Source organism: Myroides sp. 1354 (assembly GCF_030324495.1).
GTDB lineage: Bacteria > Bacteroidota > Bacteroidia > Flavobacteriales > Flavobacteriaceae > Flavobacterium.
In genome coordinates, this window is record NZ_JACAGN010000003.1 from 179979 (window position 1) to 204007 (window position 24029).

General features: G+C 37.4%; 15 protein-coding genes. All 15 read right to left on the reverse strand.

All coding sequences use genetic code 11. The features are described from left to right. Positions 1-47: 47 nt before the first annotated feature. A complete protein-coding gene (gene deoC / locus HX004_RS05285; RefSeq protein WP_286441294.1) occupies positions 48-794 on the reverse strand; it encodes a deoxyribose-phosphate aldolase in 747 nt (248 codons plus the stop codon). Positions 795-842: 48 nt separating this feature from the next. Then, on the reverse strand, positions 843-1229 hold the full coding sequence (locus HX004_RS05290; protein WP_353620005.1) for a VanZ family protein: 387 nt from the start codon (positions 1227-1229) through the stop codon (positions 843-845). Beyond that, a complete protein-coding gene (gene gcvH / locus HX004_RS05295) occupies positions 1219-1599 on the reverse strand; it encodes a glycine cleavage system protein GcvH (RefSeq protein ID WP_286441295.1) in 381 nt (126 codons plus the stop codon). The genes HX004_RS05290 and gcvH overlap by 11 nt, the downstream gene beginning before the upstream one ends. 57 nt (positions 1600-1656) lie before the next feature. Then, positions 1657-9021, reverse strand: coding sequence for a T9SS outer membrane translocon Sov/SprA (sov, locus tag HX004_RS05300; RefSeq protein WP_286441296.1), 7365 nt, complete (start codon positions 9019-9021; stop codon positions 1657-1659). A 3-nt stretch (positions 9022-9024) separates the two neighbouring features. Next, positions 9025-9606: a Holliday junction branch migration protein RuvA gene (ruvA, locus tag HX004_RS05305; protein WP_286441297.1), complete on the reverse strand. Its 582-nt coding sequence runs from the start codon at positions 9604-9606 to the stop codon at positions 9025-9027. Positions 9607-9698: 92 nt separating this feature from the next. Further along, positions 9699-11978 (reverse strand): NADP-dependent malic enzyme, encoded by a 2280-nt coding sequence (locus tag HX004_RS05310; protein ID WP_286441298.1) that lies wholly within the window; start codon positions 11976-11978, stop codon positions 9699-9701. 63 nt (positions 11979-12041) lie between these two features. Further along, positions 12042-12965: a tRNA epoxyqueuosine(34) reductase QueG gene (queG, locus tag HX004_RS05315; protein ID WP_286441299.1), complete on the reverse strand. Its 924-nt coding sequence runs from the start codon at positions 12963-12965 to the stop codon at positions 12042-12044. A gap of 8 nt (positions 12966-12973) precedes the next feature. Beyond that, positions 12974-13996 carry a Holliday junction branch migration DNA helicase RuvB gene (ruvB, locus tag HX004_RS05320; RefSeq protein ID WP_286441300.1) on the reverse strand — a complete coding sequence of 341 codons (1023 nt, stop codon included), beginning with the start codon at positions 13994-13996 and terminating at the stop codon, positions 12974-12976. Between the two features lie 83 nt (positions 13997-14079). Beyond that, positions 14080-15876, reverse strand: a complete 1797-nt coding sequence (locus HX004_RS05325) for a cytochrome c oxidase subunit I (RefSeq protein ID WP_286441301.1) — start codon at positions 15874-15876, stop codon at positions 14080-14082. 27 nt (positions 15877-15903) lie between these two features. Further along, the gene (locus HX004_RS05330; RefSeq protein WP_286441302.1) at positions 15904-17073 is read right to left on the reverse strand and encodes a cytochrome c oxidase subunit II; all 1170 of its coding nucleotides are present in this window, start codon (positions 17071-17073) and stop codon (positions 15904-15906) included. Positions 17074-17090: 17 nt separating this feature from the next. Continuing rightward, entirely contained in the window at positions 17091-18395 is a 1305-nt protein-coding gene (locus HX004_RS05335; RefSeq protein WP_286441303.1) for a quinol:cytochrome C oxidoreductase, read from the reverse strand. Between the two features lie 31 nt (positions 18396-18426). Further along, positions 18427-18975 (reverse strand): c-type cytochrome, encoded by a 549-nt coding sequence (locus HX004_RS05340; RefSeq protein WP_182646879.1) that lies wholly within the window; start codon positions 18973-18975, stop codon positions 18427-18429. Between the two features lie 7 nt (positions 18976-18982). Further along, complete coding sequence (locus tag HX004_RS05345; protein WP_286441304.1) at positions 18983-19504, reverse strand: DUF3341 domain-containing protein; 522 nt, start codon at positions 19502-19504, stop codon at positions 18983-18985. A gap of 6 nt (positions 19505-19510) precedes the next feature. Then, complete coding sequence (gene nrfD, locus HX004_RS05350; RefSeq protein ID WP_158961519.1) at positions 19511-20920, reverse strand: NrfD/PsrC family molybdoenzyme membrane anchor subunit; 1410 nt, start codon at positions 20918-20920, stop codon at positions 19511-19513. Between the two features lie 40 nt (positions 20921-20960). After that, the gene (locus HX004_RS05355) at positions 20961-24011 is read right to left on the reverse strand and encodes a TAT-variant-translocated molybdopterin oxidoreductase (protein ID WP_286441305.1); all 3051 of its coding nucleotides are present in this window, start codon (positions 24009-24011) and stop codon (positions 20961-20963) included. Positions 24012-24029 lie beyond the last annotated feature (18 nt).

Here is a 24029-nt window from a genome sequence, read left to right on the forward strand (position 1 = left end):
CCTATAAACATACGTTAGAGCTTTGAATATTCACTTATTTTAATCTTTTAGTAATTTTCAGTACTAGCCTTACCCTCAACGATTACTTTTGCCGAAGAAGTTCCTAATCTTTTAACGCCTAAAGCAATCATTTCGATAGCCGTTTCTCGATCTCGGATCCCTCCAGCGGCTTTTACAGGTAGAGGCCCTGCATTTTCCAACATTAAAACCAAAGTTTCCATCGTAGCTCCGTTGGGTTTACCTCCTTCTGTTGGATAAAATCCAGTTGAAGATTTTACAAATACTTTGTCGTAATCTGTTTCTTTGAAATTACTCAGAACTACATTTTTTATTAGAGCCGTTAGTTTAACAATTTCTGTATGGGTCAAAGCTGCTACCTCAATAATCCACTTCACCACTTTCCCTTCCTCTAGGCCAAACTTCGTACAAGCGTAAACTTCTTCTCTTACTACATCCACAGCTCCCTTTTGAAAAGCTTTATAATCTACCACATAATCCAATTCATCTACTCCGTCTTCAACAGCTTGTTTTGCCTCTTTTAGCTTCGCTTCTAATCCTCCATCTCCTTTTGGAAAATCAATCACAGTACCAATCAAAACTTTGGAATTATTTTGATCAACTAAAGCTCTTCCAGCTTTTACTTCCTCAGGGCGAATCATCGCTAATTTAAACTGCTCTTCAATCGCTTCTTGGATTAAAGCGGTCACCACTTTTTTATTTTCTACTTCTGTCAAACCGGCTTGTTCCGCGGTTTTTAAATAAGTAGAATCCATAAACTCTCTCAAATCTCTCATTCTTGTAAGTACTTTATATTAATAAAAAAAGCCCCAAAGACTGGGGCTCTATTTTTTTTTATGCGTTGTTATAAGTAAACCTAATAAAATTCCAATTGCACTTCCCAGTGAATTGGCGATACAATCCGCCCATTCTGCACTTCGTGAATCAGTGAAAAAATATTGCATTAGCTCTACTCCTCCACCTAAGAACGTTGCAATAGTAAAGATAACTATTCCCGTTCTTATTTTCGCCTTTTTATCGTTGTTTTTTTTGTTCGAGAACAAAAACCAAATCAAGGAAAAAACACAATAAAAGGTAAAATGCGCGATCTTATCTTTATTCGGAATAGGAAAGAAAGACGTTTTTGGTATTGAGCTTGCTTCAGCTAGACATGCATATAAGATAAAACACGTCCAAAGCAATCCCAAATAAAAATATACCTTACGCGCCAATCAATTCTTTATATTCAGCATCTGACAACAAAGACTCTACTTCACTTAAATCAGAAACTTTAATTTTAATCATCCATCCAGCTCCATAAGGATCGTGGTTCACTAATTCTGGTTCTGTTTCTAACCCTTCATTGAATTCAATTACTTCACCTGATAATGGCAAAAACAAATCTGAAACTGTTTTCACAGCTTCTACCGTACCAAATACTTCATCTTTATCTAAAGTTTGGTCTAAGGTTTCAACTTCAACATATACAATATCTCCTAACTCTCTTTGAGCGAAATCTGTAATTCCTACTGTAGCGATATCACCTTCGATAGCTACCCATTCGTGGTCTTTTGTGTACTTTAAATTAGCTGGTAAATTCATTTTGTATTATTTTTTAGCAAATGTATAATAAACTTATGTATTTCGAAACAAATTCAACTAATTTCCAAAACTATATCGCATAGTCAATCCGGTGCGAATATTTGTAATTGGATACATGGTTGAGATAACGGCTTTAGAAAAGGAATGATCATAGAAGAATATAGCAGTTAAATTCTTACTCAGCATATAATCAGCTGTAATCAGTAACTTCCACATATCTTGTCCTCCTCCTACTTGGTTGTTATTGTAATCTAAATAGCGTACAATGGTTTCGCGTTTACTCAAAGTCAAATCTACTTTAATATTGATATCACTTTCAATGCGTCCGCCCATTCCGTTATTGGCATACATCGAATTAAATCCAACATTTTTAATGCGATACCCCAATCCAATTACATAGTCATTTCCTGTTGTTTCCGTCAAAAGGTTGTTGTCAAAACTCAACGCCAATGTTCTGTCTTTTCGCACTTCTGCCAAGATTTTTATCGCTGAATTTGTTTCTAAATCAAAGCGAATTAACGGGTTGAATTGCTCCGTTAAAATTGCGTTATTCACTACAGTTTGTGCGGGGTAATTACCGTATTGATTTACTTCATCTGGTTTTTCGTAATATTCAAAATTCGAACTAAACGATCCCAAAGCATAGGTTGCTGTATACCCATGGTGGATAGAGAATCGTCTGAATTTACTCTTTATCCAAGGAATACGCATTAACCCAGTATAGCGAAGGTTCCAGTTTGGCAATGGAATATCCCTGAACATACTTGTAGATACCTTTTCTGCTCCTTTACCTGTATATGCTGCTAAAAACGAAGGAAGTAATACTTCTTGGCTTCCTTTGCTATATCCGATTGGGAATCCTTCTTTGTCTAGATTATTCGGATCATTAATATCAATTCCCCTCGCTGTTGCTAGGCGATTCGCTACGATTAAACGATTTTCTTTCATGCGTTCAAAAGCGGCTGAATACTCCAGTGAATTACTTGAAAAAGCACTGCTTAACATAATTGTTGAAATACTGAAATTTCCGTAATTATAGGGTGATTGGGATTGATATTGATTGTCAATCACCTGGAATTGTTCGGCGTAATTTTCCGATTTCATTCTTCTCCCTGTTACATCAATCGTCAAGTCTGGGATTGGATTCACACTAGCCGTGAAATTCAAAGTCTTATTCGACACTTGAGTATACTCTTGGTTAAACTCTGGAAAGTTCGTTAAGTAGCCGTTGTTTGCAGCTTGATAACGTACATCCCCTTGATCTCCAAAGGCAAATCCCAACGTTGGTTTTGACGTTCCAAAGAAACCAACGCTTGGCATAAATCCAGGTAATACCGTTCCACTATTTTCTGAATAATTGATCTGAATCGTTTTTACAGACGTCAATAAACCAATTGCAAAATCAGTTAAAGCACCTCCTGTAGACCCCCCTTGTTCCTCTTTGTTTTGCACTACTTTTTGCCCAGGTACAATCGCGGCTTTTTTCGCAGGCGTTTTCTTCGCTGTATTGCGCTTCACTAACCCAACATAACGATACAATGTTTCTAAACTAAAGGTTGTATTCAATTGTTGGGTACGCGAGTTTTGAATCGTATTCCCTAAGTTATAATCTATTCCTTCAAATTCAATTTGACTAAACGCATCCGAAGCACGTTGCCAATTGTATGTTCCTGTATAAGCATAAGAAGAACGCACAAAAGCTAGGAAAGGTATTTTATTCAATGGCAAATCGTAATTCAACGTAAATTGTTGTGTAAACTGATTGGGTTCTCCAATGTTAAAATAATCATCCCAAATGGTACTGTTTTCTATGATATTAAATTGACTATCATAATAGTTTCGAACTATATTATTACTTCCTCCTACGTAATTCAAACGCAGTGATTTAGTCAAATCAAAATTAAATCCATAGTTGTAATTGAAGTAATAATTGCGTCTGAATAACGGATCCAATCCGATTCCCTCTACGTCAATCAAACGGAATTGTTGCTTGTTATATTGACGCATAATATTACTGCTAAACATAATATTTGACGGCATATAATTGAAGTTAAAATCCTTCAATATCTGCCAATATCTACCTTTCATAAACTCTACTTTTTTGAAAGGTTCTATCGGTTTCGCTTCAAAACTATACGCATAATCCAAGGCAGATCTCGTCTGTTGATCAATCATGGATTCCACTTCAAAATCGTGGTGAATTACCTCGTTATAAGAATGCGATAAGGTTATATTCTCAATGTCGTAAATTCTCTTTTTACTCTCTGGGTTTTTCTGTTTATTTACCCCAATAAAGTTGATACTTCTTCGCTTTGTATAATCGGTTGCGCGCTTTTCGATTTCGTCTGCCATCGCAGATGATCCTGCAACAGATTTCATTGTTTTTAACTTAACATCTGGATTAGCTGGATCAAATTCAGGTGTGATAAACTCTTCACTAATCGCATAATTAAGTGGCAAATTAATTCGCCAGTTTTTAGGCAGTAACTGTCCTAAATTTACATTGGTCACAATGCTATACGATTTAAAGTCTTCTTTACTTCTTTGATTCGGTCCTTGTTCTAATCCTCCAAATCCGATGGTGCGTTTTGTTCCCGTTGCTGAAATATTGGCGAAGTCAGCTAAGTTGGCATCCATACTCAAGGTTGCAGCCCATCCTCCTTTATTATCCATGTCTGACATTCTCAATTCGTCAAACCAAAACTCCCCAGCTAAATCACCCGTTGCTCCATAACGATCCAAATCATTGCGCAATCCAATCATAATCACACGAACATTTCCAAAGTTTGGATTTCCTTTAATTCCATAACGCAATTTATTAGCGCGAGTAGCCCCTCCACTTAGTTCTTCTTCCTCTTTAAAGAAGATATCGGTTAAGCGTTCTTGTTTACCGACTTCATTCATAAATAGCACTTTCAGCTTCGTTAAAAGTTCGAGTTTAAGCTCCAACTCATTTGCTTCAGGCCAAATCAACTCTGGATTTGCTTCTCCGAAATTAGTCACCTTTAATGGAATTTCGACTTGATAGAAGTTATCCGTAATATCCGTTCCCAAACGAATGAAAGCGACCATCTCGTCATCGCGCAAACGCATGGCACTATTTTCTAAAGCTTCTGCGTGGATAAACATACGCAACTTGTTATAGCGACGAAGATCGAGGTTGAAGTTTTTATACACTCCTCTTGAATCTCCAGGTGCTAATCCATCTGGTGTTTTTCCAGATTCAATAGGGTATACTTTTAACGATAGAGATTGCTCATTTTGCGCAACAACCGTATTGTTTACATAATATTGTTCGCGTTTAACTCCTGGAGGAATTACATAAGGAATTGGCTTTCTATCGTAGTTGTCTTGTACACTCACTGAGGTTACATCAAATCCTGTATTCGGTCTTAACGGCAATGGGTTATTGTCTTTGTCATTTTGCAAACTCGCATTGTATCTTCTCCAATCTGAACGCACTAAATCTAAACTTCCAAAACGCAACGTAATATCCGTTTCGAATCCCGTTAAATACATACGCATAAAGCGCATCGAACGAAAATCGTCAATCATTCCAATTTTCTTTCCATTTTCATCAATTGGCACTTTATATTGAACCCAACGTACGGGAGTCACTGACCCATCTGCCAACTGAACAGTTGTATTTCTAATATCCGTTACATAGTTTACCCCTACTTCTGGATTCGCTTTAATTTTTACAGCATATTCAAAATAAGCATCAATCGTATTCATGGTATTATCCCCATCAATATCTTCAGCATCAGGTTGATTATTCCCCCCTCTTGTTCCTGAAGTTGGTGAGTTTCCTTCTAAGCCATTGTAATTTTTATAGCGTTCTAAGATACTTCCTTCTGCATCGAGATAATGCACAAAGTTATCTGCTGCTGGATCCGAGAAACCAGCGAAGTCCGCAAATTTAATGCGTTCTTCTTCATCATTCAATCCATCTAATCCAACATCTTGCAGACGTCTACTCTCCGCATTTACATCAAACGCATAAATCAAAGATGGTGCTGCAGGTACTTTTCCCCATAGGGTCTCTATCGTTGCAACTGTACTACCAACGCCTGGTAATCCATTTTCGTACTGCTTGTACCCATCACGCAAAATATCTTCTGAAATAAATCCGAAATTCAAGCGCAATTCTCCGCTATTTCGCTCTGGAATCATATCATTCGATCTTCCTACATAAGGGTCTAATACCCAAAATTCCACAAACTCAATATTCGCTTGTTCAAAGTTGGTTGTTGCTAATCCGCGCATCACTCCTCCCCAGTTTTTACGTGGTGTTTTAGATTTTAAAGACTGTAAAAACTCAGGATTAAAGTTATAAGGACCTCTTTCTTCTGGATAGAAAGACATATCCAAAGTCGTAATTACACGACTCTCCCCATAAGCAATATCTTTAGTTGCAAATAATTCTTCGCTATAAATTCTCCTTGTTCGGTTTGAAGACATATCTGCCTCTCCTACTCCATTGGGTTTTGCCCCTACATAAAACGTAGGATCGATGGTATACCACGCTAATTTACCTCTGCGGAATCCATCTTCTAACGAATGAGGTAAGTTATTTGGATCCTCATAGGTATTGGCGTCTTTTTTAAAGAACCCAACGGGTGTACTCGACAATTTCCAAGCTAAAGGAGAACGAATGTCAATGCGCGATTGTGCTCCTTCGAAATCGTCAATATATACCGTTGCTTCTCCATTCATTTGATCGTTCTTCGAAGCTCCTGGTTGCAAATAAGCAAACTCTCCTCGTACGGAAATACGCGATTCAACATCTGTATCAATATTTGGCAACTTATTTACCATTCGAGTTAAGAAAGGTACTTCCGTAGAATATTGCATATTGAATCCCCAAATTGTATTGTTTACAGACTCTTGTCCATATACAGATTTATGTGTCATTGGCTTTTCAGACAAACGCAAGAAAGTACCGCCAATTTTAAAATCCTTGTTAAATTGGTGATCAATATTCAATCCAAAAAAACGTTTTGTTTGTTGACCAAACATCGTATTATTCTCAACGGAAATATTAATTGGCGTATTAGATGCAAGCAAGGCTTCATCTAAAATCATCACACGTCCACCCGTATAGTCTACAGTATAATCTACTCCTTCTGACAACACGCGACCTCCAGCATTTACCACAACAGATCCTGGAGCAATATTAAAAGCTCCGATTGGAATTCCCTGTCCACTTACACTCGAATACTTTCCTTTCAATTGGAATTTATTCTTGCTACTTTGATTTCGGATTGCCGAGGATTTTGTATTGGAATACAATTCGCGGAATACATATTTTTTCTGGTTGGAGTTATAGGAGGTAGCCACATCATAATCCTCATCCATTTTATTTTTTAGCTTCTCAAATAAGTGCTCTCCAAAAGGTTCTGCTGTAGTAAAAATAATTCGCCCATTGACTGCATCAATCGTAATACCGTCAAATGTATTGCTGTTGTATTGATTTTGGTTGGAGTTATTTCCATATCCTCCACCATACCCATTATTTCCACCATACCCGTTATTGTTATTTCCAAAACTACCTGTAGCGGGATCTAATCCATTCGTTGCACTTCCTTGTGCCAAATAATCGAAGAATCCGTCTCCACCATTTTGCGGGTTATTCGCAGAATCCAAGCGATCCAAGTGAAATACCTTCAATAAAGGTGTGCGTTCAACTCCTTCTGGCAAAGGCAAATCTCCAGCCTGACTGATGTAATTCAACGGACTTGGATCCGTGTACAATAAGTTAAAGCGGAATTTATCCTGTGAAATATTCATCGCATTGGGAATTTGATAAATATTCTTCATCATTAAATTCCAAACTGGCGCACTCGTTAACGTCAGTGAACTCTTCAACATCTTTACAACTAAAGCCTGCGCTAAAGGTACTTGAGCATTGGGATCTGTTTGTCCTGGAATACTTGTTTCTACGTTGGAACTTCCTCCATCTGTACCGAATTCCCCAACTTGATAAACTTTATCTCCAATGGTATATTGGAAAGCAACAGCTAACACTTCATCATTAGACAAACGCTGTTGAAGGGAAATATATCCCAACTGTGGGTGGAACGTAAATTCATTCGGGCTTAACTTTCTTGCGCTTTCCAATCGAGCATAATCCAACCCCTCTTGAACATTGTTGGTAAACCCACTTCCTCCAATACCTGGTGTTCGAATAGAAGAAGTTAAATAATTACTTCCTATTTTCCCTGGGTCGTACTGGTTATTTTTGTTATCTGTCGGTGCATCAATCGTTTTATTCAAAACAAAAGCGGCAGGATCTACGCGTGGAGAAAAGATTTTCTCAGACTTAACATTGCGCAAAAACCCTTCCCCTAAATCTTGAATGGCCACAATATTTCTCAAGTTATTGTTGGTTTGACTCACGCGGTTATAGCGATTAGTCACCCAAACTTCTACGCGTGTAATACGCACTCTTGAATTGATGTAGGGATAATTTTTTAATGCTTCGTCGTATTTACTTCTAAAATATTGTGATAAGAAAAAGTGACGATCTTCATCATAATCGAGGGCAAACATTTCGAATTCTTCTAACATTCCTCCTCCTTCAGCATTCACCGAAGTGGTCTGTGATTTTTGTTCAGAGAAAACACCAGTAATCGTCGTTTTACCAAATTTAAGTTCCGTTTTTACCCCAAATAAACTTTGTGCGCCTCGAATTAATGAGCCGCTAATAGGCATACTCACGTTACCTACTTCTACTTTTTGTACAATATCATCTTCATCTGGTGCATATTCCAATTTCATGATATTCTGAAAATCAAAACTCGCTTGGGTATCGTAATTGGCATTTACGGCTAATCGCGTTCCCACCATCCCCTGTAATCCCATACTGATGCGTTGATCAAAATCAAAGGTTGTCGATTTTCTATTTCTACTCGACATCAGTGGATTTTCTTGCTTGGTGTGGCGAATTCCCATATCAAACTCAACAGAACCTGTAGGTTTAACATCGATTTCATTAGAACCAAAAATACCGGAGAACAATTTTGAATTGACATAGTAACGCGGTAACATATCGCGTTGGGCTGCAGGATCTTCTAATGTCCCATTCACAGCATTAAATTTCTGAGAAAAATAACGGCGCATTTCGGCACGCATCAAGATTTTCTCATACTCTTGGCGCGACAAAATTAAGGGTAGACTTAGATTAAAATCACTGACAACTTTGCTGTAATAATATTGATCCGTTAGGGGATCATAACTATAAGATTCCTTAATAATTTCTGGATCTGGCAATGCGATATTACCAATATCATAGGCTGGTTGTGGAATTGAATCATTCGGTTGATTCAATGGGGTATTTTGCGCATAACCACTCCAAGTGCTGCACAAAATAAAAAGTAAACACAAAGCCAACTTTCGGTGAAAAACAAAGAAATCTCCCAAGACTTACAACTTTTTTAATGCTTGTTTTATTATATCTTCTACAGAGGCGTTAGGATCAGTTTTTAGAATTGCATCTACCACTTTTTCCGCCGTTTTACGCACAAAACCAAGTACCTCTAAAGCAGATAACGCTTCATCGGCATTTGTATTGTTAATTGTAGGCAAAACTTCATCAATATTATAAAGTTTCAGTACTTTTTCTTGTAAGTCTAAAATAATTCTTTGAGCTGTTTTAGCTCCAATTCCCTTGATGCGTTGAATGCCTTTTGCATCTGCATTGGCAATCATTTGCAACAATTCTTTAGGTGTAGTTGAGGATAAAATATTTCGAGCGGTATTACCACCCACTCCCGAAACAGAAATTAATAGTTTGAATAACTCACGCTCAACTTTATCTATAAATCCGAATAAAGTATGCGCGTCCTCTTTAATTTGAAGATAGGTATATAGCTTTAGGTTTTCATCAGTACCAATCAGCGAATACGTATAAAGTGATATATTTATTTGGTATCCTACTCCGTGACAATCAACAATCACTTCTGTAGGTGTTTTTTCAATTAATCTTCCTTGAATCTGCGCAATCATACTATCTAATTTTCATCAAAAATAGTAAATAATTTTAACTATTTACTAACATAATGAAAGGCAAACCAAGGAAGATTTCTTGTTTTTATTTTTTATTTTTTCTTGCGACTCTCTCGTACTTGAGCATCCACTACAGCTACAGCTGTCATATTCACCATTTCATCAACGCTAGCGCCTAATTGGAAAATGTGAACTGCTTTTTCAAGTCCCATAATAATGGGTCCGATTGAAGTTGCTTTATTTAGTTCTTTCAACATTTTATACGTGATATTTGCTGAATCCAAATTTGGAAAAACAAGTGTATTCACCTTTTGGTTGACCAATTTAGAGAAAGGAAACTTCGACTTTAACATTTCGTTATTCAATGCAAAATCCATTTGAATTTCACCATCTACAACCATTTCTGGGTAGTGTTCATGTAAAATTTTCACTGCTTCTTTCACTTTCGTTGGTGAAGCATGCTCTGCTGAACCAAAGTTGGTGTAAGACAACATCGCAATAACAGGATCTAATCCAAACATTTTCACTGTTTTCTCAACCATTACTACAATTTTAGCCAATTCTTCTGCTGTTGGATTTGGATTAATTGCTGTATCAGCTAAGAACATTGGTCCTCTTTTAGTCATCATCAAGTTTGCTGTCGCAATCTTATCTACTCCTTGAGCACGAGGAATTAATTCCAAAATTGGTTTTACCACCGTTGGATAGCTACGAGAATATCCTGTAACCAATACGTCTGCTTGTTCTGTATTTACTAACATCGCAGCAAAGTAGTTGCGCTCGCGCATCAATTTTGATGCTTCATATTGCGTAATTCCTTTGCGTTGTCTTGTTTTCCAGTATAAATCGGCAAATGTTGCTCTTCTTTCTTTTTCGCTCTCCGCTTTTGGATCGATGATTTCTACATCTGCATGAAACTCAATCTCTTTTTTCAGCTCTAAAATGGTTTCTTTATCCCCTAATAAAATTGGAATAGCAATACCTTCCTCATAAGCAATTTGAGCGGCTTTCAATACATCCAAATGATCTGCTTCAGCATAGACTACGCGTTTCGCATCTATTTTAGCGCGATTAAACAACATACGCACTAATTTGTTATCCGATCCCATGCGTTCCTCTAACTCTTGCTTGTACTTATCCCAATCGGTAATAGGCGCTTCTGCCAATCCAGAGTCCATGGCAGCTTTCGCTACTGCTGGTGGAACAACTGCAATTAAACGAGGATCAAATGGTTTAGGGATAATATACTCACGACCAAAACTCAATTTTGTTTCTCCGTAAGCGATATTTACTTGTTCTGGCACAGGCTCTTTTGCTAACTTAGCTAAAGCAATAACTGCTGCCATCTTCATTTCTTCGTTGATTTTTGTTGAACGAACGTCTAAAGCTCCTCTAAAGATATAAGGGAATCCCAATACGTTATTCACTTGGTTCGGATAATCCGATCGACCAGTAGCCATAATCACATCTTTACGCGTTTGAATCGCTAAGTTGTAATCAATTTCTGGTTTTGGATTAGCCATAGCAAATACAATTGGATTATCTGCCATTCCCAACAACATTTCTGGTGTTACTACGTCTGCAGTAGAAAGTCCGATGAACACATCACTTCCCTTCATGGCATCCATTAGAGAAATGTCATAATCTACAGCAAATTCACGTTGCATATCTGAAATGCGATCATCGCTTTTCTTCAATACTCCTTTACTGTTGAACATCAAGATATTTTCTTGTTTTACACCAAAAGCAACATACAAATTAGCACAAGCAATAGCAGCAGATCCAGCTCCAGATACGACCATTTTCACTTCGTCAATTTTCTTTCCTGCTAATTCTAAAGCATTCAATAAAGCCGCTGCAGAAATAATAGCTGTTCCATGTTGGTCATCGTGCATGACAGGAATGTTCAATTCCTCTTTCAATCTTCGTTCAATTTCGAAAGATTCTGGTGCTTTGATGTCTTCTAAGTTGATTCCTCCAAAAGTTGGAGCAATGTTTTTCACTGTTTCAATAAATGCATCGATATCAGTTGTATCCACTTCAATATCAAAAACATCTATATCAGCAAAAATCTTAAATAAAAGACCTTTTCCTTCCATTACAGGTTTTGACGCTTCAGGACCAATGTTTCCCAATCCCAAAACGGCAGTACCGTTGGATATAACAGCAACTAAATTTCCTTTTGCTGTATATTTATAAACGTTATTTACATCTTTGGCAATTTCTAAACAAGGCTCTGCTACTCCAGGTGAGTAAGCCAATGCTAAATCTCTTTGAGAAGAATATTTTTTTGTAGGTACTACTTGAATTTTTCCAGGTGTTGGTTTTGCGTGATATAACAACGCTTCCCTACGTAAGCTTTCTTTATTCATAAAACTATTTTTAACCGAATAAACAAAGTTACCTCTTTTTAAAGATAATTTAATGTTAGAATTTTATTCCTTTAAAAATTTAATATTCCTCACCAAACCCGTATATTTTGTTCTTTTCACTGCTGATTTTTTAAAAATATCGTTAAAAACCTCATTTGTAAGTTCTTCCCACTCGCGGGTTGAGTAGTTCATTAACGCCTCATTAGGAGTAAATCGAGGTTCGTTATGAGGTTTCGAAAAGCGATTCCAAGGGCAAACGTCTTGACAAACGTCACAACCGTACATCCAATTATCAAACTGACCAGCGAAAGCAGCTGGAATATCGTCCTTCAATTCAATGGTAAAATACGAAATACACTTGGATCCATTTACGATGTATGCGCTTTCTATCGCTCCTGTCGGACAAGCATCGATGCAACGAGTACACTTGCCACAATGATCGGTTGTAGCTCCATCCGATTCGAGTTCTAAGTCGATAATTAATTCAGCAATAAAGAAAAAAGAGCCTACTTGTTTGGAAATAAGGTTGCTATTCTTTCCGACCCAGCCCAACCCACTCTTTGCCGCCCATGCCTTATCCAAAATAGGCGCTGAATCTACAAAAGCACGTCCATCGACAGCGCCAATATTTTCGTGAATAAAATGTAAGAGTTCTTTTAATTTATCTTTGACCACATAGTGATAATCCTCACCATAGGCGTATTTCGAAATTTTGTATGTACTTTCGATTTGCTTTTCTTGCGGATAATAATTAAACAAAAGCGAAACTACACTCTTAGCACCTTCGACCAATAATGTAGGATTCAACCGCTTGTCAAAGTGATTTTCCATGTATTGCATACTACCATGCATATTGGCATTTAACCATTGTTCTAAACGAGGGGCTTCTTCCTCCAGAAAACCCGCTTGAGAAATACCACAAGACATGAACCCCAAACGCTTGGCTTCGGCTTTGATCAGCGCGGAATAGTGGGCTTTTTTATCCATAAATCATCCTACAAATCAAATAATCCTCCTATGGATTTCGAGCGTCCTAGGTGCTTAAATGCCAATTCGGTAGCTTCACGACCACGAGGGGTACGAATAATGAAGCCTTCTTGAATTAAATAAGGTTCATATACTTCTTCCAATGTTTCTGCATTTTCCGATACTGCCGTTGCCAAGGTAGATAATCCCACTGGTCCTCCTTTGAACTTATCAATAATTGTAGAAAGAATTTTATTATCCATTTCATCGAGTCCTCTAGCATCTACATGGAGGGCATTTAAGGCATATTTAGAGATTTCGATATCAATACTACCATTTCCTTTAATTTGTGCGAAATCGCGCACCCTACGCAATAATGCATTCGCAATACGAGGAGTTCCTCTACTTCTACCTGCTATTTCGATGGCTGCTTCTAAATCGATAGGCACATTAAGAATAGATGCACTTCGTTCGATAATTGTTGCTAATAATTCTTTAGAGTAATATTGTAAGCGACTTTGAATACCAAAACGCGCACGCATAGGAGCAGTTAAAAGCCCAGAACGAGTCGTGGCGCCCACCAATGTAAAAGGATTGAGGTGAATTTGAACAGAGCGTGCGTTGGGTCCTGATTCAATCATAATATCAATCTTAAAATCTTCCATAGCTGAATATAAATATTCCTCTACGATTGGACTTAAACGATGAATTTCATCAATAAACAACACATCTCTTTCTTCTAAATTGGTCAATAAACCAGCTAAATCGCCTGGTTTATCTAAAACAGGTCCGGATGTAATTTTGATCCCTACATTCAACTCATTGGCTAAAATATTAGCCAAGGTTGTTTTTCCCAATCCTGGAGGTCCGTGAAATAAAGCGTGATCTAAGGCTTCTCCTCGTTGGTTTGCCGCGGCCACAAATATTTTCAAGTTTTCCAAAACACTATCCTGACCCGCAAAATCATCAAAGGATAGGGGTCTTAATCTTTTTTCAACGTCAAATTCCTCTTGGTTGAAATGCTTGGTAGTAGGATCTAAATGCTCATTCATAGAACAAAGATAAATTAAAAAAAGGGATACAAAAAAACGCCATTCAAAATTGAATGGCGTTTTCTATCTATACTAAATAAATTCTAGTGGTGTAATTGCTCCTCACCTTCGATATAAGGCATTGTTTGAGGGGCATAATCTTCTGGTAATCCAGGTTTACTATAGTCATAAGGCCATCTGTAAACAACTGGTAATTCACCAGGCCAGTTTCCGTGGATGTGCTCTACTGGAGTAGTCCACTCTAAACTGTTCGATCTCCAAGGGTTTTGAGGCGCTTTCTTACCGTAGAAAATACTAACGAAGAAGTTCCATAAGAATACCAATTGGAAAGCCGAACCTACTAAAGCAAACACAGTAATTAATACGTTCACATCATAGAACTCATCAAATAATGGGAATGCAGTGTTAGAGTAGTAACGACGAGGTAAACCTGCTAATCCGATAAAGTGCATTGGGAAGAATACTCCGTACGCACAAACTGCAGTTACCCAGAAGTGAATATAACCTAAGTTTTTATTCATCATTCTACCGAACATTTTAGGGAACCAGTGGTAGATACCAGCAAACATTCCGTAAAGAGCAGAAATACCCATTACTAAGTGGAAGTGAGCGATAACGAAATACGTATCGTGTACGTTGATATCTAATGTAGAGTCTCCTAAGATAATTCCTGTTAAACCTCCTGTGATGAATGTCGAAACGAATCCAATACAGAATAACATAGCAGGGTTCATTTGAATATTACCCGACCAAATAGTCGTAATGTAGTTAAATGCTTTTACTGCAGAAGGAATTGCGATCAACAAGGTTGTGAAGGTAAACACAGATCCTAAGAATGGGTTCATACCTGAAACGAACATGTGGTGACCCCAAACGATTGTTGATAAGAAAGCAATACCTAAAATTGAAGCAATCATCGCGCGGTAACCAAAGATTGGTTTACGAGCTGAAGTTGCGATAATTTCTGATGTAATACCCATCGCTGGTAAGATTACGATATATACTTCAGGGTGACCTAAGAACCAGAATAAGTGTTCGTATAATACTGGTGATCCACCTTGGTAGTGTAAAACTTCTCCGGCTAAATAAATATCTGATAAGAAGAATGAAGTACCGAAGCTTCTATCGAAAATCAATAATAAAGCAGCAGATAAAAGAACTGGGAAAGATACGATACCAATAATAGCAGTAACGAACAACGCCCAAACTGTCAATGGCATTCTAGTCATTGTCATTCCTTTTGTTCTCAAGTTAACTACAGTTGCTACGTAGTTCAACGATCCCATTGTAGAAGAAACGATGAAGATAGCCATAGAGATTAACCAAAGTGTCATCCCTGTTCCTGATCCAGGAATTGCTTGTGGCAATGCACTTAATGGAGGATAAATGGTCCAACCAGAAGAAGCAGGTCCACCTTCTACGAATAATGAAATAACCATTAAAACCGCAGAAACAAAGAAGAACCAGTAAGATAACATATTCATGAATCCTGAAGCCATATCACGTGCTCCAATTTGCAATGGAATAAGTAAGTTCGAGAACGTACCACTTAATCCTGCTGTCAATACGAAGAATACCATGATTGTTCCGTGCATGGTAACCAAAGCAAGGTAGATATCATTTCGCATTACTCCATCAGGAGCCATTTTATCACCTAATAACCATTTGAATACTTGAAAAGATTCTTCTGGCCACGCGATTTGCATTCTAAATAAAAGGGACATTACAATCCCAATGATTCCCATAATAATACCTGTAATAAGGTATTGTTTAGCAATCATCTTATGATCTAAACTAAATACATATTTAGTGAAGAAATTTCCTTTATCGTGATGATCGTGATCGTGATCATTAATTATTTCGTGTCCTATTGCTGACATAGTATAAGTTTTAATTAAATGCGTGAATTATTTTACTACTTGAGCGATAGCTTCAGTTTCTACTGCCTCTGTAACAACTTCTGTTTCAGCAGGAGCAGTAACTTCCTCTTCCTTAGCACCATTTTCAGCAGCTACTTGTTCTGCTAAAGTTGGCAACTCTTTTAACCAAGCCTTAAATTCTTCCTCTTTAGAAACTACAACTTTAATTTGCATGTTATAGTGAGAAGCTCCACAAATTTTGTTACATAATAACAAGTAATCAAATGTATATGGATCTAAAGCTTCATGACCTTCAGCAACTAACTTTTGGCTTCTTTCCGCTCTAATATTATTAATATTATTCACTTTGCTAACAATTCCTTCACGAGTTCTCATGTCTTCTGTTGTAACACTAGGTACAAAAGCGAATTGAGTAACCATACCTGGAACACAGTTCATTTGCGCTCTAAAGTGAGGTAAATATGCTGAGTGTAAAACGTCTTGAGATCTAAATTTTAAAACAACTTTCTTTCCAACAGGTAAGTGAAGTTCTTTTGCCATTTTATCATCTTGTGCGTTAGGGTCAGCCATATCCACACCAACTACGTTCACACCTTTAATAAAACGCACGTTAGCTTTTCCTAATGTATTGTCCTCACCAGAATAACGAACATCCCATCCAAATTGTTTTGCATACACTTCGATGTTGATTACTTCTTCTTCTTGATCCACAAACATGATATCATTCCAAGCGAATAAACCGTAAAGGATTAAACCTGTTAAAGTAATTGTTGGGATGATTGTCCAAGCTGCTTCTAACTTATCATTATCAGAAAAATATCTCGCTTTTCTTCCTTTTACTCCACGTCCTTTAAATGCAAAGTAGTGCAATAAAAATTGAGTAACAATCTGAACGAAGAAAATTAATCCCATTGAAATCCACATTAGATTATCAACTGTTTTTCCGTGTTCTGATGCTGAATCACTCATTAAAGGGAAGCTTCCATATTCTACTAAACAAAAGATTGTAAAGATGTAGATGAAAGCTAAGAATGCGAAAACAATATAACCGTGTACATTATTATCTTTCTCATTAGCTACTTGAGATGAATAGTCATTCGGGCCTGATCCTACTTGCGTTAGATCAAATATCTTAGTCAATTGCCAAATTGCAATTCCCAATAATACAACTATCGCTACTATTAATAAACTAGTCATTGGTTTATTTTTAATTATTAATAATGAAAATGTTTACTTTCTTCAATTAGCGGGTTGTTCTTAGCTAATAATGGAGCTTTAGAGATTGCTGTAAATCCAACATAGATAAATAATCCGATGAAGAACATTAACGCTGCAATTTCAGGAACACCGATAAACCAAGATCCACCAACTGTACCAGGACTGATCATAATAAAGAAGTCTAAATAGTGACCTACGATAATACAAGTACCAGCCATAACTACAATCCAAGATAAACGTTTGAAATCTGTATTGATTAACAATAATAATGGCAATACAAAGTTCAATACTAGCATTCCGAAGAATGGTAAGTTATACTCTTGAATTCTGAAGATAAAGTATGTAACCTCTTCTGGAATGTTTGAGTACCACTGTAACATGAATTGAGAGAACCAAAGATAAGTCCAGAAAATACTTAAACCAAACATAAATTTAGCTAAATCGTGAATGTGACTTGTATTCACAAATTCTAGATATCCTTTACCTTTCAAATACAAAGTAGTAAACGCGATAGTAGTAATACCTGTTACGAAGAAACTAGCAAATACATACCATCCAAATAAAGTACTGTACCAGTGTGTATCGATAGACATAATCCAGTCCCAAGATGCCATTGATTCAGTAACGATAAAGAAAGCTAAGAAACCAGCAGATGCTTTGAACATTTTCTTGTGGAAAGTTAAGTCACCTGTTTCGTCTAATTTTAACGATTGCTTTCTCATATAGATTCTATATAAGTTCCAACCACCTAAGAAGATAATTGCTCTTATAAAGAAGAAAGGAATATTTAAATATCCTGTTTTTCCTGCAATTAACGCATCGTGCTCAACGATTGCGGGATCCATCCAAATGAATAGGTGGTTACCCCCAGCCGCACTAGCGATTAATAATAAGAAGAAAATAATAGAACCTGGCAAAAGGTAAGCCGTTAATCCTTCCATAACGCGGAAAAGAACTGGCGACCATCCTGCTGCTGCTGCGTAATTGATTCCGTAAAAGGCTAAAATCCCAAGAGAAACAAGCATTACAAAAATACAAGCAACATATACAGCTGTCCAAGGTTTATTTTGCATCTGTGTTAGCACATGCTCTAAATGTTTTTGATGAGCATCGTGATCCGCTTCAGACACTTCACTGTGATCCGCGTGATGTCCACCATCATGGTGAGCTTGCTCATTTAAAATCTGCTCTACTTCAGCAGTTGTCTTTGGTGCACTGAAGAACCCATACGCAATCCCCACTAATCCTAGAACCATAAGGACTAACGCAAAGGTTTTCAAATTTTTTGATAATGTGTACATATCTAAACTTTCAACTAAGTTTTACAATTTATTATTCTGATTTCAATTTAAGCACATAATCAGTAACTAACCAACGCTCGTGTTGCGTCAATTGGTTTTTATGCGCACCCATTGAATTCAAACCATAAGTAATAACGTGGTAAATTCCTCCTTCTGTAAGTTCTCTATCATGATAGTTAGGAACCCCTAAGAATTTTTCTCTTTTTACCAAATTACCTTTTCCATCTCCTTTTGCACCGTGACAAACTGAGCAGTAAATTGCATACAACTCTTTACCTTTCTCTAAATCCTTTTCATCTGCAGTTAAGGGTGATTTTAAATGTAATCTCGCTTCTGCTAAACCTTCTGGAGTATTTGGATACTCTTCTGGTTGAAATCCACGAGGTACAGATCCTTCTGCAGGAAGTTGTCCTTCCTTACCATTTTTAAAAACAGTAGTCGGCACCTCAGAATATGTTTCATATGCTACAGATTCGTACATATTTGGCATAAACTGATAGTTAGGACGCTCTTTGTTAAAACAAGACGTAGTCAAAACAGCTACACCCGCTAAAGTTACTATTTTATATATCGATTTCATGCTACTATTACTTTTCAATTACTTTAACTTCAACTGCTCCTGTACCTTTGAAGAATTCAATAGCAGTATCTTCGTCTCCTTTTAAAGCAACCTCCATTAAGAAATGGTCATCAGTTGTTCTTACATCAGGGTTCTCAGCCGATTTGAATGGCCATAATTTACTTCTAAAGAAGAAAGTTAACACCATTAAGTGGGCAGAAAACAACACAGTCATCTCAAACATAATAGGCACGAATGACGGCATATTTTGGATAAAACTAAAGCTTGGTTTACCTCCAATATCTTGTGGCCAATCGACAATCATAATGAAATACATCATGCTTGTACCAAATGCTAAACCTACTAAACCGTATAAGAATGCACAAATAGCTAATCTAGTTGGTTTTAATCCCATCGCCTTATCTAGTCCGTGAACTGGGAAAGGCGTATATATCTCTTCAATGTGATGGTGAGCAGATCTTGTTTCTTTAACTGCATCTAACAACACATCATCATCATTGTATATTGCGTGAATAAACTTATTACTCATAACGAATTAGTGATTTAATGATTGATGACCTTCTTTACTATCTCTTTCTTTTTTGTAGTATTCACCTGATGATTTCAAGATTGTTTTCACCTCTGCTTGTGCAATTACAGGGAAGCTTCTTGAATACAACAAGAATAATACGAAGAAGAAACCGATTGTTCCAATATAAATACCAGCATCAACAAAAGTTGGTTGGAACATAGTCCAAGATGATGGTAAGTAATCTCTGTGTAACGATGTAACGATAATTACGAAACGCTCGAACCACATCCCTACGTTTACCACGATTGAGATAATAAACGAAGCCAAGATGTTTGTTCTAATTTTCTTCACCCACATTACTTGTGGAGAAATTACGTTACATGTCATCATCAACCAGTATGACCACCAGTATGGACCAGAAGCACGGTTTAAGAAAGCGTATTGTTCATACTCTACTCCTGAATACCAAGCTACCCATAACTCCGTGATATAAGCAACCCCAACCACAGAACCTGTAATCATTACGATGATGTTCATCAACTCAATGTGTTGAACCGTAATATAATCTTCTAGGTTAGATACTTTTCTCATGATGATTAACAACGTATTTACCATGGCGAATCCAGAGAAGATTGCACCCGCAACGAAGTACGGAGGTAAAATTGTTGTATGCCATCCTGGAATCACTGAAGTAGCAAAGTCAAAAGATACAATCGTGTGTACAGAAAGTACAAGTGGAGTAGCTAAACCAGCTAATACTAAGTGAACTTCCTCAAAACGTTGCCAGTCTTTTGCTCTTCCAGACCAACCGAAAGATAAGATTGAATAAACTCTTTTTGTAAATGGGGTGATAGCTCTATCACGTAACATAGCGAAGTCAGGAAGTAAACCAGTCCACCAGAAAACTAATGATACTGATAAATACGTAGAAATCGCGAATACGTCCCATAATAGTGGTGAGTTAAAGTTTACCCATAACGAACCGAATTGGTTTGGAATAGGTAATACCCAGTATGCTAACCATGGGCGACCCATATGTATAATAGGGAATAAACCAGCCTGAACTACTGAGAAAATTGTCATGGCCTCAGCAGAACGGTTAATAGCCATTCTCCATTTTTGTCTAAATAATAATAATACAGCAGAAATTAATGTACCAGCGTGCCCGATACCAACCCACCAAACGAAATTGGTAATATCCCAAGCCCATCCAACGGTTTTATTTAATCCCCAAGTACCTATACCTGTTCCTACAGTGTAAGCCATACAGCCTACACCCCATAAGAACGCTAATAAAGCAATAGCGAATACTCTCCACCATAATTTATTTGCTCGTCCTTCAACAGGTCTAGCCACATCCACAGTTATATCGTGGTAAGATTTCTTACCGATAACTAAAGGTTTTCTAATGGGTGCTTCGTAATGTGACGACATAATCCTTTATATGTTTCTTTAATTAATAATTCTTTTTAAACTAGATATTTCTAACCTTAACGTGATAGAATACATTTGGTTTTGTACCAATGTGCTCTAACAAGTGGTATTTTCTATCTGATTCAGCTAATTTAGTAATTTCTGATTCTTTTTCATTTACATCTCCAAACACCATAGCTCCACTTGAACATGCTGCAGAACAAGCAGTTTCGAATTCGTTAGGACGAACCGCTCTACCTTCATTCTTCGCTTTCAAGATTGTTGCTTGTGTCATTTGGATACACAATGAACATTTCTCCATTACCCCTCTTGAACGAACTACAACGTCTGGATTCAATACCATACGTCCTAAATCATCATTCATGTGGAAATCGAACTCATCATTTTGAGCATATAAGAACCAGTTGAAACGTCTTACCTTATAAGGACAGTTGTTTGCACAATATCTAGTTCCAACACAACGGTTATAAGCCATATGGTTTTGACCTTGGCGTCCGTGTGAAGTAGCCGCTACTGGACATACTGTCTCACAAGGTGCGTGATTACAGTGCTGACACATTACAGGTTGGAATACAACTTGTGGGTTATCTGCAGGGTGCTCTAATTCAATATAAGCAGAACGAGCTTCTGAGAAACCTTTAGCTGTAACCTTTTTATCTACGTCTGCAGCAAACGTATCTTCTGATGAATAGTATCTATCAATACGCAACCAGTGCATATCTCTACTTCTTCTTACCTCAGACTTACCTACTACAGGTACGTTGTTTTCAGCGTGACATGCGATAACACATGCTCCACATCCTGTACAAGCATTTAAATCAATTGACAAGTTGAAGTGGTGACCTACTGTACGATCGAATGACTCCCAAATATCAATAGATGCAGCTCTTACTTCTTGGTGATCGTAAGAAACCATTGGGAAAACATTCCACTCTTCAGCATCTTTTGAATTGAAAATTTCTAATGTAGTATCTTTAACAATATCCCCTCTACTCATCAAAGTGTTTTGTAACTGAACACAAGCAAACTCATGGTTTCCTGATGCCTTAGCTACAGTAACATTTTGAACGTTTTCGAAGTTGTGATATAAAGTGTAAGCATTAACACCTACTTGCATATCTTCTTTCAAGCTTGCTTTTCTTCCGTAACCGAAAGCTAAACCAACTGTTCCAGGCGCTTGTCCCGGTTGAATTAATGCAGGTACATTTTCCAATGTTACACCATTTGCAGTAATTGTAACATAGCTACCATCTAATCCTCCGTTTGCTACGTGGAAGTTTTCAATTCCAAAAGCCTCAGCATCCGCACGAGAAATAGTTAAGTAGTTATCCCATGATACACGTGTGATTGGATCTGGAAACTCTTGCAACCAAGGGTTGTTTGCTTGTTGACCATCTCCCATCCCTGTTTTAGTATACAATACTAATTCAAGTCCTTCCCCTTTTTTCGCTTTGCTCAATGCAGAAACAGCAGAAGAGAAATCAGCAGTAGCTGACACTTTTGCGTTTTCACCTGATACAGCAAAACCATCGTGAACCAATTGATTCCAAGTTAATCCAGAAACATAAGAAGCACTTGTTGATTTGATATAGTCATAATACGCTGTATTATTTCCATTCCACAACAATAAAGCCTCTTGGAACTGTCTTGTATCAAATAAAGGTCTGATAGTAGGTTGTGTAACTGAATAGTGACCTTTTTTAATCATCACGTCACCCCAAGCCTCTAAATAATGAGGAGCAGCAGCTGCGATTGTAGCCTCTAAAGCAGTTTCGTCTTCTTTCATTGAGAAGCTCACTGAAGTTTTCACTTTCTTCAATCCTTCAACGAAAGCAGCACTATTTGCTAAAGTATATACTGGGTTAATTCCAGACATAATTAACGTGTGAACTTTACCTGCGTTCATCTCTTTAATTAACTCCGTAACTTTTGCAGCATTACCTTGTCTTACGTATTTTGTTTGTTCTGGCATGAAAGCCTCTGATTGCAATGCTTCGTTAATTGCAAAAACAACTAATTGTGCATTTACATCGTCTAAACCTGTCACAACAACTCCTTTTGAACCTGCTGCTTTAACTTGTTTAGCTGCTTTATTGATTGCTTCGTCGTACGCTGTATTCGCAGAAGAAACTGATCCTCCAACGATTGCATTATACAACTTCACTAATGCTGCTTTTTGATCAGCAACAGATAATGGAAGGCGAACGTCAGCATTAGCACCAGAAAGACTCATATTAGCTTCAATCTGAATGTGCTTAGACATTACACCGTTTTTAGGAATACGATTTTGCGCATAAGCTGAATCGTATCCTCCACCTTGCCAATCTCCTAAGATATCAGCACCAACAGAAACGATTACACTTGCTTTACCGAAATCGTAATCAGCCAATCCGCGTTTTCCGTATGCTTGTTCATAAGCATCTGCAGCAGCAGAAGATGATACCGCATCGTATACTACGTGTTTAGCGTTTGGATAAGTTTCGATAAACTCACCGATTAATTTATCAGTAGAAGGACTTGCCATTGTATTAGTCAACAACACAACACTTCCTCCTGTTGCTTTAGCATCTTGTAAACTTGCTCTTACCTTAGCATCTACATCATCCCAAGAAGCATTTTTCCCTTCAATTTTTGGCGCTTTTAATCGCAAGCTATCATACATCGAAAGTACAGATGCATGCACACGTGCGTTTGCACCAGAATATGCATTTGCAAGTTTGTTATTATCAATTTTGATTGGACGACCCTCACGAGTCTTAACCAAAACATTCACAAAATCAAAACCATCAGCGATTGTAGTCGCATAGTAGTCTGCAATTCCAGGGATAATCTCCTCTGGTTGAACCACGTAAGGGATTGATTTTATTACTGGCCCTTCACAGGCAGCCAATGTAGCTGCAGCTGTTGAAAAACCAACATATTTCAAAAAGTCTCGACGAGTTGTTGAAGAAGAAGACAATTTGTTTTTGTCTCCAAGAAATTCATCTGTAGGAATTTCCTCAACAAACTCATTGTTTCTTAGCGTCTCAACAATAGAACTATTATCATTCAGCTCTTCAACACTTTTCCAGTATTTTTTGTTTGATGCCATTGTATATAAATATTAGCT